Raw genomic sequence first — 15055 nt, 5'->3', positions numbered from 1 at the left:
TCATTGAATCCACAATGTGTTGACAAGACAGATGGACGGCAAAAGTTGCGTACCAATTCAGAGACGTTTCCGGCGGGATCGCTCTCGGACTCTTAGTCTCGAAGGCTAAAGTCGCGCGTTCGAATCGTGATTGACGTCGCCCGGAGCGGCTGCGCCGTGTCAAAGATCTTCACCGACATTCCTATTGGAGCGCATCTCCGGATAAGGAGTCATGGTGGAATGGCGAAGCAGTAGTGCCCATCTTCATCGGCCGTGGGCGCCATTTCAATGCAAAACGTCAGTACAAAATCGGGCACTCCAACACCTGCCGTTTTTGCGCTTGCCCAGCGACGAGCGTGCGCAGGAACAAGTTTTTCGAGCCCATGATGCGAACTTCTTTCGCATCGACTTCCACGCGCTGGGCGAGCCCGCGGAGGTGGTCGCGACGGTAACCGCCCGCCTCGGTCCGCATGCGTGGCCTGCCAGGCCCTGGAACGCCCGCATGCTTGCGTTCCAAGGTCCGGCCAGCAATTTGCCCTCCCCAGCGTCTATCCTCACTAGATCAGAGATCTGACGGCTTAGCTCGGGCACGCGGCTATCGACGGTCTGCATCCCTTCCGGGGCCGATATGCAGCACCTTGCCGTCACGAAGATTGTACGCGGCAAATTCAAACTCCAGGGCCATCGCCTGTGACGAGATACCGGCTATCTCGCCCACCGTCATAATCACCGCGATCAGTGCTCTCACCATCGTCACAGTCGTCACGCGCGGGTCGGTTACGGGGTGCTCGCGCAGGATGAGCTTGATCAGCTTGCGAGCGAGGTCAGTGACTTCTTTATTGGTTGGCTCTGTCATCGCTGTCGTCTCCTTTTTCTTTTTGAAACGAGCCGCGCCTTGGCAGGAACGATGCCAAGACACCACTTCGAGCGCTAGCGCGCAGGCTCTCAAATTCCACTGACGTGGGGTGAACGCTTGCCGAGCCTGCGTCGCGATCATGAGGCGCTGGCAAGCGCGATTCCCCGGCGATGACGGCCGACACACTTGCGAGGCCAGTGTCTGAGGGCGTGCGCCACCCGTCACCACCGAGGGATGTTCAGCCTGAGACTGATTTGCTGGAACAGCAACACGCGTGAGTGTTTTGGTTGTGTATCAATTATGATGCAATCGCGGCAATGGAACCGATCGCGTTGACACAATCTGCACTTTCAAAAACCGCTGGTTGTAATTTCACGGCTGTTGGCGCTGGTATGCCGATCGCTCGGTTCCCGGCCGAAATGCCAAGGCTTGGATCACTGCGATCCTCAAGGATGGCGCCGCGCCAGGTTCAAGTTCAAAGCCTTGTCCAGATTGCTGGCCTTTTGCAGCGCGGCTGCGCTCGGCAAGAGGGCCGACGCGAGGTCGGCCTCGGTGAAATCGGCGCCTGCGAGATTGGTGTTGGACAAGTCGGCTCCCGCAAGGTCGGCATGGTTGAGATTGCAATTCGTCAGATTGGCGTTCTGCAGCTGGGCGAATTCGAGATCGACGCGCGAGAGATTGGCGCCGCTCAGGTCCGCATTTGTGAGATCGGCGGATTTGAGCACGCCGCGCATCAGGCCCATCGATTGGTTGCGCATATCAGCGCTCAAATCGGCGCCGGTGAGCTTGGCCCCGATCAAGCTGGCACCGGAAAAATCCGCGGTGATGCGGGTGCCGTTCAAATCGGCGCTGTCAAGCTTCGCGCGTTGCATCTGCGTGCCGAGCAGTGATGCGTGGACAAGGGACGCCCCGGTCAAGTCCGCGTCGATCAGCCAGGCCTGGTTGAGGATGGCACGATCGAAGCGTGCGCCTTTCAGGCTGGTCCGGTTGAGCTTGACGAGGCGAAGATTGCTGCCGGAAAAGTCGAGCCCTGAGAGATCGAGGTGAGACAGCCGCTTTCCTTGCAAATCCGCAGAGCGCTGGCCCGCGGGGTCCTGCGGCGCCGCCTTGAGAAGCGCCTCGACCTCGGCGCGCGTCATCTCCGCTGTCGACATTTCGGGGCTGTTGAGGTCGACGTTGCTCAGCATGCCCTGCGACGTGGCGTCCATGGGATCGAGCAGCAGCGCCGTCATCGACACAAGGGCAAATGCGAAACGAAACAGCATCGCCGTCCCTCCGCTTTCCGATAATCCGGCATTGTCGCCTGCATTTCGCTTGGTCACAGCGTCAGCTTGGCTGGTCGCGGTGGGCCGCCAGATTAGAGTATGAAACCGGATCATGCTCCTGGCAATGCCGTGACCACCCCATCGAGAATCTTCATTCGCCGCGGCGCGCCAGCTCCGTCAGGACCAGCGGACGAAACCAGTTTCCTGGGCCCGCGAAGTCAGCCTGAAACAAATCCGGCGCAGCTTACCCGCATTGCACCAAACGGATTGGGATCATGTGGGACTTCATCAACGCAATGTATCGGGAATATTGTCTGGCTCGCCTGCAGGAGATGCGGAAACTCGAGCACGTCATCTGATCGGGCCGGTATGAAGAACGACCATCCTTTGCGCGGCGCCATCCTCGCGGCCCTGGCGATCGCAGCGGTGGTGGGGGCGACGATTGGCCCCGCGCCGGCGCACAAGACGGTTTTGAATCGTCAGGCGATAGCTCAGCGCCAGGCGGCCGAGGTGATCAGCCCGACCCTCATGTCCTTCGCCACGTAGACGCAGGCGCCGTCGGCGAGCACGCGGCCGTCGGCAATTCCGAGCACCAGCCGGCCACGCCTGACCTGGCGCATGTCGACCTCGTAGCGAACATGCCTGACGTCGGGCGTGATGTGCCCCCTGAACTTTACCTCGCCGACGCCCAGCGCCCGGCCCCTGCCTGGCGAGCCCGACCATCCCAGCCAATAGCCGATCATCTGCCACATCGCGTCCAGCCCGAGGCATCCCGGCATTACCGGGTCATTGGCAAAGTGACAATCGAAGAACCAGAGGCTCGGCGAGATGTCCAATTCGCCGACGATGCGGCCCTTGCCGAATTCGCCGCCGTCGACGCTGATCTCGGTGATGCGGTCCATCATCAGCATCGGTGGTGCCGGCAACTGCGCGTTGCCCGGGCCGAAATAGCCGCCTTCGCTCGATCTGAAAAGATCTTCCTTGCTGTAGGACGATTGCGGTGCGTGAAAGTCGTGCGGGTTGGGCAAAACGAGACCTTTCGTGATGTTGCCGGCTGAACGTCAGGCGCTCCTGCTCCGGGCGTCCGTCTCCACGGGCAGGCGCAGCGCCGCGGCGATGAAGACCCAGATGTCGTTGGTCAGTTTGTCCGGATCGGGTCGCGGCTCGCGCATCAGGCTGCCGACCAGTGCCTGGCGAATGCCGCCGATCATCAGCGCGATGGTGAGCTGCGGATCGATGTCGCCGGGCACGATGCCGTCGCGCTGCGCCGCCTCGAGCATGAGCGCGCCCGCCGCGAGCTGCTTGGCGGTGAAGGCGGTCTCGACATCCACCACTTCAGGCGCGCGGCTCAGCGTCCCGATGACGAGAGGGGCAAACGGGTGCGCGTAATGAAACGCGATATAGGAACGGATCCGCGCCCGCTCCCGCGCCGCCCAGCTTTCCGTAGGCAGCCTCGCGCCGCTGAACACCGCCCCATCGAGGCGGTTGTAGAAGTCTTCGACAACGGCTGCGATCAAACCGGCCTTCGATCCGAAGTGATGATAGGCAAGCCCGACCGAAACGCGCGCCCGCGTCGCGACGGCCTGCATCTCCAGGTGCCCATGGCCCCGAATGAGTTCCTCTTGAGCCGCGCCGATCAGCCTCTCTCGCGTCCCCATACCGGTCACGGCCTTGCCTGATCTTCGCTATTGAATTGAATTCAATTCAGCGCAATCTCCAAGAAATGTCAAGGACGAGGGTCACGCCCGGGCGGCCATGCCCTGCAGAAGCGCGAGGGCCTCGTCGGCCCGATGCGTAGAACGCCGACACCGCATTCACGCTGATGTCGCCATCCACAAGGCGAGCCGAGACCACGGCCAGAAACCCGACCCCGTCAAGCGAGGAATGGACGGTCAAGGTCAAGAGGTGCGAGGCGAACTGGTAGCGCAGCCCGGCGCGTTCGGCCTCCTCTCGCCGGATCACCAAAGTGGTTGCTTCCTGTTCGCGAAATGTCAGCAGCGGCCTGATGCCGACGGGTACGTCTTCGTCGGCAGCAATCGTGCAAAACACGAAAATGCCATCCTGCAGTTCGGGCTTCATGCCCCGCAGCAACGTATCCAGATTGCGTTCGCCGGCCACCGCGCATCCTCTTCGAGAGATGCGGCTTATTCTACCCGCGGGTGATGCCGGCGCCACAATGACGACAGAGGCGGCATTGCGCCGGCGTGGTCCGTTCCGGCGCCCTGCGTTTCTGGACTGTTTTCAGTTGCTCGGGATCTTGCGGCGGACCGCCTCCACGCCGCCGTCGGTGACGCGGTACTTTCGTCCCATCGCGTTCTCCGGGACGATCCATCCCTTCTCGATCATCCCCGCGATGGTGCTCGGGCCGACGCCGGCGGGAAACGGACGACGATTCCGGATCGCGTCGATCGCCACGCGTTCGAGATGCGTCGCGACATGCGACGGGCGCGCCCGGTAGGCTTTCGCGACGATGAGGACAGATAGAACTTCCGCGCGGCGGCGCACGGCTGAGGGGCTGCGAGTCAGCTCGTTGCTGATCTCAAGGGCATTCCTGCCCGCCTTGGCGAGTTCCCTGAGCTTTTCGTCCTCATCGGAGGTCCAGCGCCGCACGCTCCCCATTTGCCCCTCTTCGCCTGGATACGCCGCATCTGCAACCGATGCATACGCAAGCGAAGCTGATTTGCCATGTGACTTTCGCCACGTCTTGATGTGACGATCGGCACTGTCTGCAATGGAGACCTCGGGCGTCGACCTGACGACGGGCCGCAGCATCGGCCCGCGAACGGCGCGCTCAAGCAACCGATCGCGGCGCCATGTGATGCGGTGCTCAGTGCTTGCTGGGCTCGAGAGTGATCAGCACGCCGGTCGGCTCCGGCTCGTGCGGCCGGAGACTCGTGAGCTCCGGATCGCTCCATTCGGCGAGGCTTACGACTTCACCGGTCTGCCCCTGCATATCGGGCGCTTCGGCAGGTTCGAGAACCTTGAGGCCACTCCTGTCGACGAAGAACGTGTGATCGCCGAACACGCTGTTCAGTTGCGCGACGGCCGGGTGATCCTCGGGAAGCACCTGGGCGTCGAGTTGCGTCATCGTTTGTTTCACTTGTGCGGAACTCAGCTTCATGTGCTGCTCCTCTTTTCGTGGCTTCGGCCTGGCTGGTTTTTCCCCTTTTTGCCCTCTTCCTCAGGGGTCACGGAGTTACGAACCGATCCCGCATCGAAATGTTCCCGCGCGCGACGCAATGACCACGTCTAACCACAGGTTCCTCGAAACCTAAGCCGCTGTTAATTTCCGAAGGTCACGTGACGGCAACGCGCGCTAGGTCGCCAATGGCGACGCTTCTGCTTGCGCGGGCCCCTTCTCCGCCGGTCGCAGATGAATGAGGGCATCAAGCACCAGGACGAGGACAGAACGACGCTCGTCGTCGACCAGTTCCGTCCTGAAGATCACGACGGCGTCGCGCCGCTCCGGCCTGATGGTGATCTTCTGGATCTGCGATTGGCCGGTCAGTGTGGTTCCCGGACGAACCGGACGAGGCAACCGAATCTCAAGGCTTCGTCCGACGATGCCGGCAACTTTCGTCCAGATCGCCTCGACGACGAGACGTTGATAGATCGCGATGGTGTTGAAGCCGCTTGCGATCAGGCCGCCGAACGGGCCGGCAGCGGCCGCGACGGGGTCGGCGTGGATCGGCACGGGGTCATACTTCCGGGCGAAATCCAGTATCTCCGCCTCATCGATCGTGTAGGCGCCGAGCTGAAATGTCTGGCCCTCGATGAGATCTTCCGCGTACAGCATTGCGCGCCTCCTCGTTTCGGCTGCGACGATAGACCAATGCCGACGGCTTTCCATTACCCCGCAGGTCATGGATCGCCGTCGCACGCGCCGATCGACCTCGCGAAAAGACCCGCGACGTGGATCGCACGTCCCACCTGGCGCCAACGCTATTGCAACCGCGCCGCCCTTGCCTTCGCGGCCTTGACGGTATTCTCCATCAGGCAGGCGATCGTCATCGGTCCGACGCCGCGCGGCACCGGCGTGATCGCGCCGGCGACCTGCACCGCTTCATCGAAGGTCACGTCGCCGCGCACCTCATAGCCGCCCTCCGGCTTTTCCACGCGGGTGGTGCCGACATCGATCACGATGGCTTGCGGCTTGATCCAGTCGCCTCGGACCAGCCCTGCCTTCCCCACCGCGCTCACCAGGACGTCGGCCTGGCGGCAGATGTTGCTGATCCCGCGGGTGTGGATATGCGTCTGCGTCACGGTCGCGTGCTCCTGCAGCAGCAGCGCGGCCATCGGCTTGCCGACGATGTTGGAGCTCCCGATCACCACGGCATGGCAGCCGGTGAGATCGCTTTGGATCGACTTGATCAGGCGCAGGCAGCCGAGCGGCGTGCACGGCACCAGCGCGTCGTCACCGTGGAACAGACGGCCCGCATTCAGGGCGTGCAGGCCGTCGACATCCTTGGAGGGATCGACCGCGGCCATGACGCGCAAGGTGTCGATATGCGCCGGCAGCGGCAGTTGGACAAGGATACCGTCGATATCGTCGCGCGCGTTGAGGGTTTCGATCCGGGCGAGCAGATCGGCCTCGCCGGCGTCGTGCGGCAGGAATTCGACCTCGCCGCGCAAGCCAAGCCGCTCGGCCATCCTGATCTTGCTTTGGACGTAGATATGGCTGGCCGGGTCGTCGCCGACCAGGACCACGGCGAGCCCCGGCACGCGGGGCAGCCGCTCAAGTTCGCCTGCAATGCTGTCGATGACAATCCGGGCATGCGCGTGCCCATCGAGAATGTTCGCCGTCATGGCACCTCCGTTTCGAAGCGGTGCCCAGGCGCGCGGCGTTCAGCCTCTGCGCTCCCCGATGGTCATCCATCCAAGCGCCAGTCGCGCAGATGGCCGGCTTATAGTCGGCTGCTCCGGAGAAGGCAATGGCGGCAAGCCTTCGGAGACCGCGGCGCCACGCCGAAGGCGGCCCCGCCCGGCTCGCGCGCAGAGGGGCGCAGCCAGACCGGCCCCTCTTCCCGGTGGAAGCCATAGCGGGAGCTCAAGTCGGGGGTAGGATTTGGGCGGAACTTGCGATAGTCACGGCACACCCGGCTTTTCCGATCCCGGGCGCCTTCCTCTGGTCACCACGCCATTTCGGACATTTTCAACATGAGACATATCATCCTCGCGCTGGCGCTCCTGTACCCGGCTGCCGCGCTCGCCCAGGGTACCACCGCGCCGCCGGCCGATGAGGCCAAGCCAGCCGCCTCGCAGCCGCCGATGGTCGGCGACAAGCCGCTGGTCCAGATCGGCAAGAAGCACGCCGCCAAGAGGGGCGAGAAGGCCGCTCCCGGCAAGCCGCAATCGGTCGCGGTGAAGCTGCAGGCCTGCCAGGACATCGACGACGGTACCAAGGACCGGCTGAACTGCTACGACGAGATCTTCAAGCCGCAGCCGAAGCCGAAAGCTGCTCCCGCCAAGGGCGTCAACGAGTGCCGCTTCCTGAAGGAAGAGGACGAACGTCTGGCCTGCTACAACGGCTTCGCCGACAAGATTCCACGCCTGCCGCGCTAATTCCATTCGCCGCCGCAGGCGGCGAGTGGGCGGAGCGCGATTGCGAGCTTGATGAACGGCCGTCGACCGGCGGCGCGGCTCAGGTTCCGGTTATGCCGGCCGGCGCGCTACCAAGTGCCGAAGCTGCCAAAGAAACCGCGCGGCTGCTGCTGGGCCATCCGGAACGGCTGGAACATGCCCGGCTGGGCCATTCGGGCCTGCTGGAACTGGCTCGGCGCGCGGGCCCTGGCGATCCGGCGCTTTTTCGGCGCGTGCGGCTGGGCCTGCGCGTGCTGCTCCAACGGCTTGGCCTCCGCCGCCGGCTGGCCCTTGGCATCGTTCTTGGCTTGCGCGGGCACGAACTGGGCAAAGGTATCACGAACGCGCGAACCGGCCGACCCTGGAATCGCGTGCGGAGTGGCTGCGGCGACCGCATTCACCTGCGGCGGAACGATGGTCGGCAGGCTGGTGTCATACACCACCCGCTCCGGCAATTTCTGGGTCGACCTGATGCGGACCATGCTCTTGTCGAAGCCCGGCGACGACAAGCCGTTGCTTGCGGCAATGTCATCCTGCGGCACGAGCGCGTTGACGACGAATAGCAGCGCGAGCAGAACTCCGCCGACAAACAGGAAGTAACGCGCCACTGGCATCTTGATAGCTCCCCCCGCGCAACGCGCGCGGTTCAACTCGCCTTGCCACGACGACATCCGTCATCGCGCACCGAACTCATCGTTTGCGCATGATCACTCGGAAAACGGCCATCCGCGCTGCCGGGTCATGGTCCAAACGGGCAAGCTAATAGTTAGTTCCTTACTGTCCCTGATGGTTCACCCGGGGCAGTCACTTTTTCGGCATGAGGATCTAGAGGCGGCTCGCGGTTACGACCGAACACTTCGCCTTGCTTGCATTAATATTTATGAACCCGATCAACATGTGGGAATAGGTCTTCCGGCTCTTCATGGCGATGGTGCCGGGAATGACGCGCGTGCGCTCGGTCAGGGGGCTACCGTCGCGGCGGATGAAGGCGCAGGCGATCTCGACATCCTTCACCGCGAAATCGTTGGCATTGCGCAGCGTCAGGGTGACGAGCGCCTTCGAGCCAAGCCCCCCACGGCGGAAGGACTGCGATGCGATCCGCAGCCCGTCGAGGGGTGACTTTTGGGCTGCAGGCTCCGACGGCTTGGCTTCTTGCGTTGTCTGCGGGGGCGTGGCGACCCCGACCGTCGCAGACTCACCCGGTGGCGCGGTCGCGACCGATCGAGAAGGGATCGCAGCCGCCTGAGCTGACTGCGCCTCGCTTGTCTGCGCCGCGGTCTGTGCGTTTTGTGTCGTGACCACGATTGCGGATGACGAGGCCCCTCCGTCGTCTCCAGCGTCGCTCGGCTCCGGGAGCATTAACCATGCGGCGATCCCGGCAACGACAATCACCGAAAGCGCCAGGCTTGCGCAAATACCAGTTGTACCGAAATGATCAGCGCCCGCATTCCGAAACGACGCCAGGCCGATCCGCATCGTCGTGCCCTCACCCCGCTGGCCACGCCAGACAACGCCCTCCCCCACAGCCTCAGAGGCTGCCGCGGAAGGGCGCCACTGCCGAGACAATCGCCGATATCCGAAATGGTTTCATTCCGGGACGGCGATATTGCGGCAGGCATCGCGCCGGGATGGAATTGCCTTCGGCCGGTCGCTAGATTTGCGCCGCCTCAGAAACAACGCCCGCAGCACAAGCGGCGCAAGAACAAGCAAGGAGATCGCAATGCCGACCGTGACCTGGGACCACATCCACCTGCGCAGCCCGGATCCCGAGGCGACCGCCATTTGGCTTCGCGACATCCTCGGCGGCGAGATTATCCGCGGACCGGGCCGTATCGACGTCCAGCTCGGCGGCGCCAAGGTATTCATCGCGGAGGTGGCTCCGGGAGACGGCGTCAACGCTCCGCCGGTGACGCCGTATCAGGGGCTCGATCATTTCGGCTTGACGGTGAAGGACATCGACGCAGTCGCCGCCGAGATCAAGGCCAAGGGCGTCGAATTCACGAAGGAGCCGACCACGATCCGTCCCGGCGTGCGCATCTGCTTCATCCGCGGCCCGCAGGGCATCTCGATCGAGCTGCTCGAGCGCGACAAGAAATACGTGTGAGCCGGCCGCCGCGCTCGCAAAACCGGGGCGACCTTTCCTACCCCGTCACCCTTGAGGAGCGCGAAGCGCGTCTCGAAGGGTCGACGGCCACCCGCGGGCCACGCACCTTCGAGGCTCGCTGCGCTCGCGCCTCAGGACGACGTGATGATAGGGGCCAACGAATGCCCTCTTGTTGGTTACGTCATGCTGCCGGGCATGAAGCAGCGGATCGTGATACCCATGTAACTCCGGATCGGCCAGACCATGGCGCGGCCGGCGCGGTTGGGCTCGGTGATCACGGCGTCGTCCGGCACGTCGATCCATTGGCCATCGAGACGAACGCGGTAATGTCCGTCCTTGGTCTCCCAATCGACGTCGCTGACGGCGGTGCCATCGGCATCCGAACAGCACGGACCCTTCCCGCTGCGCAAGCCATCAAACCATTGCTTGAGCGGCGAATTGGCGTAGCGGCCATCGGGATCGCGCGCCTGTGCGAGATGCGCAGTGGCTACCGACAGGAGCGCCACAAGGCCAAGGCACCGTAACGTCGCGACATGGCCCGCGCGATAACGGGCCGAAATTCCTTGGACCTTGCCTGGGCGCGCCAAGGGGCCGCCAGCCTCAATACAGTCTGTCATGTGTTTCTTGCTCCAGCACTACCGGCCAGTGCAACCAGAGCTATGCATTTCGCGGGCCAGTTCGATCGCGCGCACGGTCCGCTGTCATGGCGCTGTCACACCGGCTGGCAGGAACCGAGGGTTCGCGCCAACTCAGGCCACCCCGGAATTAACCTGCCGCGTTGCACGAGGTTGCGCGCTTTGGCATAAAAAACAACCGGCTTCCGTGGGCGCGGTGGCCGGCCAAGCGGGACGTCATGAAGAACGGGCTGTATTCAATCCACGTCACCCTGCTCGATGGCCGCGTCGGCAAAGGCAGCGGTGTGATTCTTTTCCGCGACGGCCAGATTTTCGGCGGTGACGCCTATCTCTATTACACCGGCACCTACACGGTGAAGGACGACGTGTTCAAGGGCGAGGTCTTGGTGCAGCGCCACACCACGCCGCGTGACACCGACAACCCGCTGTTCGGAGGCCCTGCCCCGGTCGGCATCGGCGTTTCCGGCACCTTCACGGACACGCGCGCGACCATGAACGGGACCGCACTGGTCGGCAAGGCGAGCTTGATCTTCAGCGCGACGCTGCACAAGCTCACGGATATCAACTAGCCGCATAGCCGCGCAAAGCACCATCCCCGTCATTGCCGAGGAGCTCGCGACAAAATTGCAAAGCAATTTTGCGCTGAAGCGACGAAGCAATCCATGACGGAGTTTGCTGCGCCCACTGCGCAATGGATTGCTTCGCTTCGCTCGCCCCCGCGCAACGGCTTTGCCGTTGTCGCTGGAGGAGCGCGCTCTTGCGCGCGTCTCGAAGGATGCACGGCCCGGCTGGTGGCCGTCGATCCTTCGAGACGCGCTGCGCGCTCAGGATGACGGAGCCAGAGCGAGCGCGCGGCTGGCCATCGCGTGTCGCGCCTACTCCGCCGCCAGCTCCAGCGGCGCGACGCGGGGCAGAATGATCTGGATGCGCGTGCCCTGGCCCGGTTCTGAATCGAGGTGGAGCCGTCCGCCAAGGCGCGTGGTGACGATGCTGTAGACGATGTGCAGGCCAAGCCCGGTACCGCCCTGATCGCGCCGGGTCGTGAAGAACGGGTCGAAGGCGCGGCGGCGCACGTCGAGGCTCATGCCGCAGCCATTGTCGGCGAAGATCACCTCGACATGGTCCTTGCCCAATGCGCGCACCTGGATATCGACGTCTCCGGCCCTGCCGTCCGGAAACGCATGCGCGACCGAGTTGAGGAACAGGTTGGTCAGCACCTGGCCGTACGGTCCGGGATAGGAGTTCATGATCAGGCTCGGCTCGCAATCGACGTTGAGCGTCAGATTGTGCTTGCGTAGGCCGGGCCGCAGGCTCATCACCACCTGCTCGGTGAGATCGCCGAGATCGAACGTTCGCTGGTCCGAATAGTTGCGATCGGCCGCGACCTGCTTGAACGACTGGATCAGCTCCGCGGCGCGATTGAGATTGGCGACGAGCTGCGACGACGCATCGCGGGCCGTGCCCAGGAACTCGTTGAGGCTGGAGCGGCGCAGATCGCCACGCTCGACCTGGCCCGCGAAATTCGCGGTCTTGCGTTCGAGCGCGGACGCCACCGTCAGGCTGATGCCGACGGGGTTGTTGACCTCATGCGCGACGCCGGCCACCAGCCGCCCGAGCGCGGCGAGCTTCTCGGCCTCGATCAGCGAGTTCTGGGTCTCGCGCAGATTGCGCAACGCGGCTTCGGCGGAATCCTTCGCCTTGCGCATCTCCTGCTCGGAGCGCTTGCGTTCGCCGATGTCGAGCGCGACCGTGACGATGTTCTCGATCTCGCCCTGCGTGCCCAGGATCGGCAACTTGTTGACCAGCCATTGCCGCATGTTGCCGGCGGCATCCTTGTATTCCTCCTCGTAGAAGCCGAGCTCGCGGCGCGCGGACAGCACGCGCTTGTCGTTCTCGTCGGTCTTGGCGCCGCCGTAGCGCGACATCAGCTCGGTGGTGGTCTGGCCGATCGCATCCTGCGGCTCGATGCCGAAGATGCCCGCCATGTAGCGGTTCATCAGCACGTAGCGCAGATTGCGGTCCTTCACGTTGATGACGGCGGGCACCGTGTCGATGACCATCTGGAGCAGGCGGCGGCCTTCGGCGATCGCGTCCTCGGCGCGCTTCTGGTCGGTGATGTCGCGCACCGTCCCCTCGTAGCGGATCACCTCGCCCTCATCGTTGCGCACCGCGGTGGCCGAGTCGGACAGCCACAGCACGGTGCCGTCGCGCGAGCGCACCTGGTACTCGTAGTCGCGCACCATGCCGTCGCGATGCATCAGCTGCTGATATCGCGCGCGGGCCGCCCGATCCACATAGACGGCAGAGGCGATGTCGTCGATGCCGTTGATCAGGTCCTGCGGCGTGGCGTAGCCCATCATCCGGGCCAGCGCCGGGTTGGCGTTGAGCAGCGTGCCGCCCGGCGTGGTCACATAGATGCCGTCGACGGAGGACTCGAACAGCTTGCGGTAGCTCTCCTCGGCGAGCCGCTGCTCGGCAAGGGCGCGCAACGCGGCCTCGCGTGCACCGTCGGCGTCGACAAGCGTCTGGCGGAACACCTCGGCGGCGCGCGCGATATCGCCGATCTCGTTGTCGAGATCCGCGCCCGGGATAAACGCGCTCTTCTCGCCGCCTGCGACCCTGCGGATCGACCCGGCGATCCTGGCGAGCGGCCGGACGGTACGGCGAACCACCAGCACCGCCGCGAACAGGCCGATCAAAACGCCCGCCGTGCCGAGCACGATGCTCTGCCATTTCGCTTCCGCCAGCGTGCGCGCGAAATCCCGCGACAGCACGTGCCCGCGCCGCGTGCTGAGCTCGCGCAACAGCTCGGTGACGCGCTGGATCAGCCGCCCCTCTTCGCCGAGCACCTCCCTGTCGATGTCGGCGATCTGGCCCTCGCGCACCGAGATCGCGATGATCGCCTCGGCATATTTGTCGACGGCCGTCCGCAGCGCCGGATCGGCAATGATCATCGCGCGCATGCTCTGCGCGCCCTGCTCGGCCGCGGACGTATTATGCGCAAGCAGCGCAGTGCCGATGCGACTCTGGATTTGCGACAGCGCGGTCGCCATCGCCGGATCGGAGCTCGCGGCGATCGCCTTGTCGAAGGCGTCACGCAGCGGGGGCAGCGCGGCGACCAGTTCGGCGCGGCTGCTGAGCAGCGCCGAGATACGCTCGATGCCACTGCGATAGGTCGCAAGCCGCTGGGTGACGCCGTCGATCATGTCCTGCTGTTCGGGAGCGAGCTCGATGCGGGTCTTCTTCAGGATCTCGCTCAGCGATTGCGCCGCCTCCGCGACCTGCACCGACTGGCTGCCCGGTTCGGTGACGAAGTCCCGCGCAGCCAGCCGCAGCTCGTTCATGCGCCGGTCGATATCCTCGGCGATGTCGCCGACGCTTTGCAGCCGCTGCAGTTCGGCAAAGGTCGCGTCGATATGGCGGATCGCGACCACACTCGCGGTCGATGTGATGATGATCACAGCAAGGACCAGCAGGAAGCTGCCGAACGTGAGCTGCCCGATCGAGAGGGAAAACGCTCGCGGCGCTTGCGAATTCGGCGGCAGTTCTGCGGTCATGTTATCGAGGCCGGGGGATCCAGTCGGCCGCAATATACGGGAAATTGCGGGCGTTTGGGAACATGCCGACGCGGATCAGCAAGCCGCCAGCGAGGCGAAGGTGATTTGCGTCACGCTGGTGAAGCACTTTGCCCCAATCCGGGACCCGCACGGCGGCGCCGGCTTCCAGCAGTAGTGACAGCGCTCTGAGGCCGCTGCGATCTTCCGCGCCGGGATCGTTATCGCGGCGACACCGATTACGACGGGGGAGCCCTACCCCGCCGCGCCGACCTCGAACACCTCGCCGTCATAGCCCGCTTCCCTGGGGATGCGGAGCTGGCGGCCGGTTGCGGTCTTGGTCATCACGGGCATCACCGTGACGATCGACATGCCCTCCGCATCGGCGAGCGCGGCTTGCACGCTCGCCTGCTTGCCGAGCCGGATCAGGTTGCGGGTGGTCGGGAACGGCAGTTTGAAGCGGCCGGTCTCGCCGCCCTCCAGCGCCTCGCGCGGCGACACCCAAATCGAATCGGTGGATTCCTTGCCGTCGTGCGCGCCGAGCTGCTCCGGAGGCGCCGCGGCGAGGAAGAACCAGGTGTCGAAGCGTTTCGGCATGCCCTCCGGCGTGATCCAGTGCGCGTAGGGCACGAGCTCGTCGAGCGCCAGCACTATGCCGTTGTCGGCCAGGATCGTCTGGAAGGTGATCTTGCCCTCGTTCAGATCGGCGCGATGGGCGTGCGCGATCTGGCTCGCCCGCTTCGCATCGACCAGGTCCTTCGAGCCTTTCGGCCGCGCCAGCAGGATGCCGCTTTCCTCGAAAGTCTCGCGGATCCCGGCGATGCGGAAGCCGAGCGCGTCGGGATCGAGCCCTTCCCCGCCCGAATAGAGCGCGGGATTCGCCGCGATCTCCTTGTCGTTCTTGTCGACGCTGCCGCCCGGAAACACCAGCGCACCCGAGTTGAATTCGATCTGGTGATGGCGGACCATCATGAAGATTTCAATCCCGTCGCGGCTGTTGCCGCTGACGTCGCGCGACGACATGCCGTCGCGCAGCAGCAGCACGGTCGACGCAAGGCGCGGGGCAACGATCTCGGTCATAA

At 64.3% G+C, this 15055-nt stretch carries 18 protein-coding genes and 1 riboswitch; of the genes, 3 read left to right on the top strand and 15 right to left on the bottom strand.

Annotated elements, in window-relative coordinates; all coding sequences use genetic code 11:
- Nucleotides 1–277 precede the first annotated feature (277 nt).
- The 10 genes from MTX23_RS14960 to MTX23_RS14915 form a co-directional block, all read right to left on the bottom strand.
- Nucleotides 278–451, bottom strand: a complete 174-nt coding sequence (locus MTX23_RS14960; protein WP_280977426.1) for a hypothetical protein — start codon at nt 449–451, stop codon at nt 278–280.
- A 123-nt stretch (nt 452–574) separates the two neighbouring features.
- Complete coding sequence (locus MTX23_RS14955; RefSeq protein WP_280977424.1) at nt 575–976, bottom strand: hypothetical protein; 402 nt, start codon at nt 974–976, stop codon at nt 575–577.
- 305 nt (nt 977–1281) lie between these two features.
- A complete protein-coding gene (locus MTX23_RS14950) occupies nt 1282–2100 on the bottom strand; it encodes a pentapeptide repeat-containing protein (protein WP_280977423.1) in 819 nt (272 codons plus the stop codon).
- Between the two features lie 491 nt (nt 2101–2591).
- A complete protein-coding gene (fabA, locus tag MTX23_RS14945) occupies nt 2592–3128 on the bottom strand; it encodes a bifunctional 3-hydroxydecanoyl-ACP dehydratase/trans-2-decenoyl-ACP isomerase (RefSeq protein ID WP_280977422.1) in 537 nt (178 codons plus the stop codon).
- Nucleotides 3129–3161: 33 nt separating this feature from the next.
- On the bottom strand, nt 3162–3689 hold the full coding sequence (locus tag MTX23_RS14940) for a TetR/AcrR family transcriptional regulator (RefSeq protein WP_280977421.1): 528 nt from the start codon (nt 3687–3689) through the stop codon (nt 3162–3164).
- Between the two features lie 115 nt (nt 3690–3804).
- Nucleotides 3805–4218: an ACT domain-containing protein gene (locus MTX23_RS14935; protein ID WP_348637556.1), complete on the bottom strand. Its 414-nt coding sequence runs from the start codon at nt 4216–4218 to the stop codon at nt 3805–3807.
- A gap of 123 nt (nt 4219–4341) precedes the next feature.
- The gene (locus tag MTX23_RS14930; protein ID WP_280977420.1) at nt 4342–4872 is read right to left on the bottom strand and encodes a hypothetical protein; all 531 of its coding nucleotides are present in this window, start codon (nt 4870–4872) and stop codon (nt 4342–4344) included.
- A gap of 55 nt (nt 4873–4927) precedes the next feature.
- Nucleotides 4928–5221: a hypothetical protein gene (locus MTX23_RS14925; protein WP_280977419.1), complete on the bottom strand. Its 294-nt coding sequence runs from the start codon at nt 5219–5221 to the stop codon at nt 4928–4930.
- Nucleotides 5222–5416: 195 nt separating this feature from the next.
- Nucleotides 5417–5896 carry a MaoC/PaaZ C-terminal domain-containing protein gene (locus MTX23_RS14920; RefSeq protein ID WP_280977418.1) on the bottom strand — a complete coding sequence of 160 codons (480 nt, stop codon included), beginning with the start codon at nt 5894–5896 and terminating at the stop codon, nt 5417–5419.
- A gap of 146 nt (nt 5897–6042) precedes the next feature.
- A complete protein-coding gene (locus MTX23_RS14915; RefSeq protein ID WP_280977416.1) occupies nt 6043–6906 on the bottom strand; it encodes a tetrahydrofolate dehydrogenase/cyclohydrolase catalytic domain-containing protein in 864 nt (287 codons plus the stop codon).
- 15 nt (nt 6907–6921) lie between these two features.
- A riboswitch (ZMP/ZTP riboswitch) is annotated at nt 6922–7001 on the bottom strand.
- A gap of 256 nt (nt 7002–7257) precedes the next feature.
- Between MTX23_RS14915 and MTX23_RS14910 the strand changes: the two genes are divergently transcribed.
- Nucleotides 7258–7662: a hypothetical protein gene (locus MTX23_RS14910; RefSeq protein WP_280977415.1), complete on the top strand. Its 405-nt coding sequence runs from the start codon at nt 7258–7260 to the stop codon at nt 7660–7662.
- Nucleotides 7663–7769: 107 nt separating this feature from the next.
- Here the strand turns inward: MTX23_RS14910 and MTX23_RS14905 are convergent, their stop codons facing one another.
- Together MTX23_RS14905 and MTX23_RS14900 are read right to left on the bottom strand one after the other, a co-directional pair.
- Nucleotides 7770–8294, bottom strand: a complete 525-nt coding sequence (locus MTX23_RS14905; RefSeq protein WP_280990756.1) for a hypothetical protein — start codon at nt 8292–8294, stop codon at nt 7770–7772.
- 211 nt (nt 8295–8505) lie between these two features.
- Entirely contained in the window at nt 8506–9156 is a 651-nt protein-coding gene (locus MTX23_RS14900) for a hypothetical protein (RefSeq protein ID WP_280977413.1), read from the bottom strand.
- 244 nt (nt 9157–9400) lie between these two features.
- Between MTX23_RS14900 and MTX23_RS14895 the strand changes: the two genes are divergently transcribed.
- Complete coding sequence (locus tag MTX23_RS14895; protein WP_280977412.1) at nt 9401–9784, top strand: VOC family protein; 384 nt, start codon at nt 9401–9403, stop codon at nt 9782–9784.
- Between the two features lie 176 nt (nt 9785–9960).
- Here MTX23_RS14895 and MTX23_RS14890 read toward each other — a convergent pair whose 3' ends face one another.
- On the bottom strand, nt 9961–10401 hold the full coding sequence (locus tag MTX23_RS14890; RefSeq protein WP_280977411.1) for a hypothetical protein: 441 nt from the start codon (nt 10399–10401) through the stop codon (nt 9961–9963).
- Between the two features lie 236 nt (nt 10402–10637).
- Between MTX23_RS14890 and MTX23_RS14885 the strand changes: the two genes are divergently transcribed.
- Nucleotides 10638–10988, top strand: a complete 351-nt coding sequence (locus tag MTX23_RS14885) for a GrlR family regulatory protein (RefSeq protein ID WP_280977410.1) — start codon at nt 10638–10640, stop codon at nt 10986–10988.
- 306 nt (nt 10989–11294) lie between these two features.
- Here MTX23_RS14885 and MTX23_RS14880 read toward each other — a convergent pair whose 3' ends face one another.
- Both MTX23_RS14880 and MTX23_RS14875 read right to left on the bottom strand, forming a co-directional pair.
- Complete coding sequence (locus MTX23_RS14880) at nt 11295–13976, bottom strand: PAS domain S-box protein (protein WP_280977409.1); 2682 nt, start codon at nt 13974–13976, stop codon at nt 11295–11297.
- A gap of 252 nt (nt 13977–14228) precedes the next feature.
- Nucleotides 14229–15053: an NUDIX hydrolase gene (locus MTX23_RS14875; protein WP_280977408.1), complete on the bottom strand. Its 825-nt coding sequence runs from the start codon at nt 15051–15053 to the stop codon at nt 14229–14231.
- Nucleotides 15054–15055 lie beyond the last annotated feature (2 nt).

The sequence above is a fragment of the Bradyrhizobium sp. ISRA436 genome, assembly GCF_029910015.1.
Taxonomy (GTDB): Bacteria; Pseudomonadota; Alphaproteobacteria; order Rhizobiales; family Xanthobacteraceae; genus Bradyrhizobium.
Note: the sequence above shows the minus strand (reverse complement) of the source record. Positions and strands in the feature narration are given on the sequence as shown.

Coding starts and splice junctions, on each gene's coding strand:
- MTX23_RS14910 (WP_280977415.1), top strand. CDS start 7,258: ATGAGACATATCATCCTCGCGCTGGCGCTCCTGTACCCGGCTGCCGCG.
- MTX23_RS14900 (WP_280977413.1), bottom strand. CDS start 9,156: ATGCGGATCGGCCTGGCGTCGTTTCGGAATGCGGGCGCTGATCATTTC.
- MTX23_RS14895 (WP_280977412.1), top strand. CDS start 9,401: ATGCCGACCGTGACCTGGGACCACATCCACCTGCGCAGCCCGGATCCC.
- MTX23_RS14880 (WP_280977409.1), bottom strand. CDS start 13,976: ATGACCGCAGAACTGCCGCCGAATTCGCAAGCGCCGCGAGCGTTTTCC.
- MTX23_RS14955 (WP_280977424.1), bottom strand. CDS start 976: ATGATCGCGACGCAGGCTCGGCAAGCGTTCACCCCACGTCAGTGGAAT.
- MTX23_RS14915 (WP_280977416.1), bottom strand. CDS start 6,906: ATGACGGCGAACATTCTCGATGGGCACGCGCATGCCCGGATTGTCATC.
- MTX23_RS14960 (WP_280977426.1), bottom strand. CDS start 451: ATGCGGACCGAGGCGGGCGGTTACCGTCGCGACCACCTCCGCGGGCTC.
- MTX23_RS14920 (WP_280977418.1), bottom strand. CDS start 5,896: ATGCTGTACGCGGAAGATCTCATCGAGGGCCAGACATTTCAGCTCGGC.
- MTX23_RS14905 (WP_280990756.1), bottom strand. CDS start 8,294: ATGCCAGTGGCGCGTTACTTCCTGTTTGTCGGCGGAGTTCTGCTCGCG.
- MTX23_RS14890 (WP_280977411.1), bottom strand. CDS start 10,401: ATGACAGACTGTATTGAGGCTGGCGGCCCCTTGGCGCGCCCAGGCAAG.
- MTX23_RS14925 (WP_280977419.1), bottom strand. CDS start 5,221: ATGAAGCTGAGTTCCGCACAAGTGAAACAAACGATGACGCAACTCGAC.
- MTX23_RS14940 (WP_280977421.1), bottom strand. CDS start 3,689: ATGCAGGCCGTCGCGACGCGGGCGCGCGTTTCGGTCGGGCTTGCCTAT.
- MTX23_RS14875 (WP_280977408.1), bottom strand. CDS start 15,053: ATGACCGAGATCGTTGCCCCGCGCCTTGCGTCGACCGTGCTGCTGCTG.
- MTX23_RS14950 (WP_280977423.1), bottom strand. CDS start 2,100: ATGCTGTTTCGTTTCGCATTTGCCCTTGTGTCGATGACGGCGCTGCTG.
- MTX23_RS14930 (WP_280977420.1), bottom strand. CDS start 4,872: ATGCTGCGGCCCGTCGTCAGGTCGACGCCCGAGGTCTCCATTGCAGAC.
- MTX23_RS14885 (WP_280977410.1), top strand. CDS start 10,638: ATGAAGAACGGGCTGTATTCAATCCACGTCACCCTGCTCGATGGCCGC.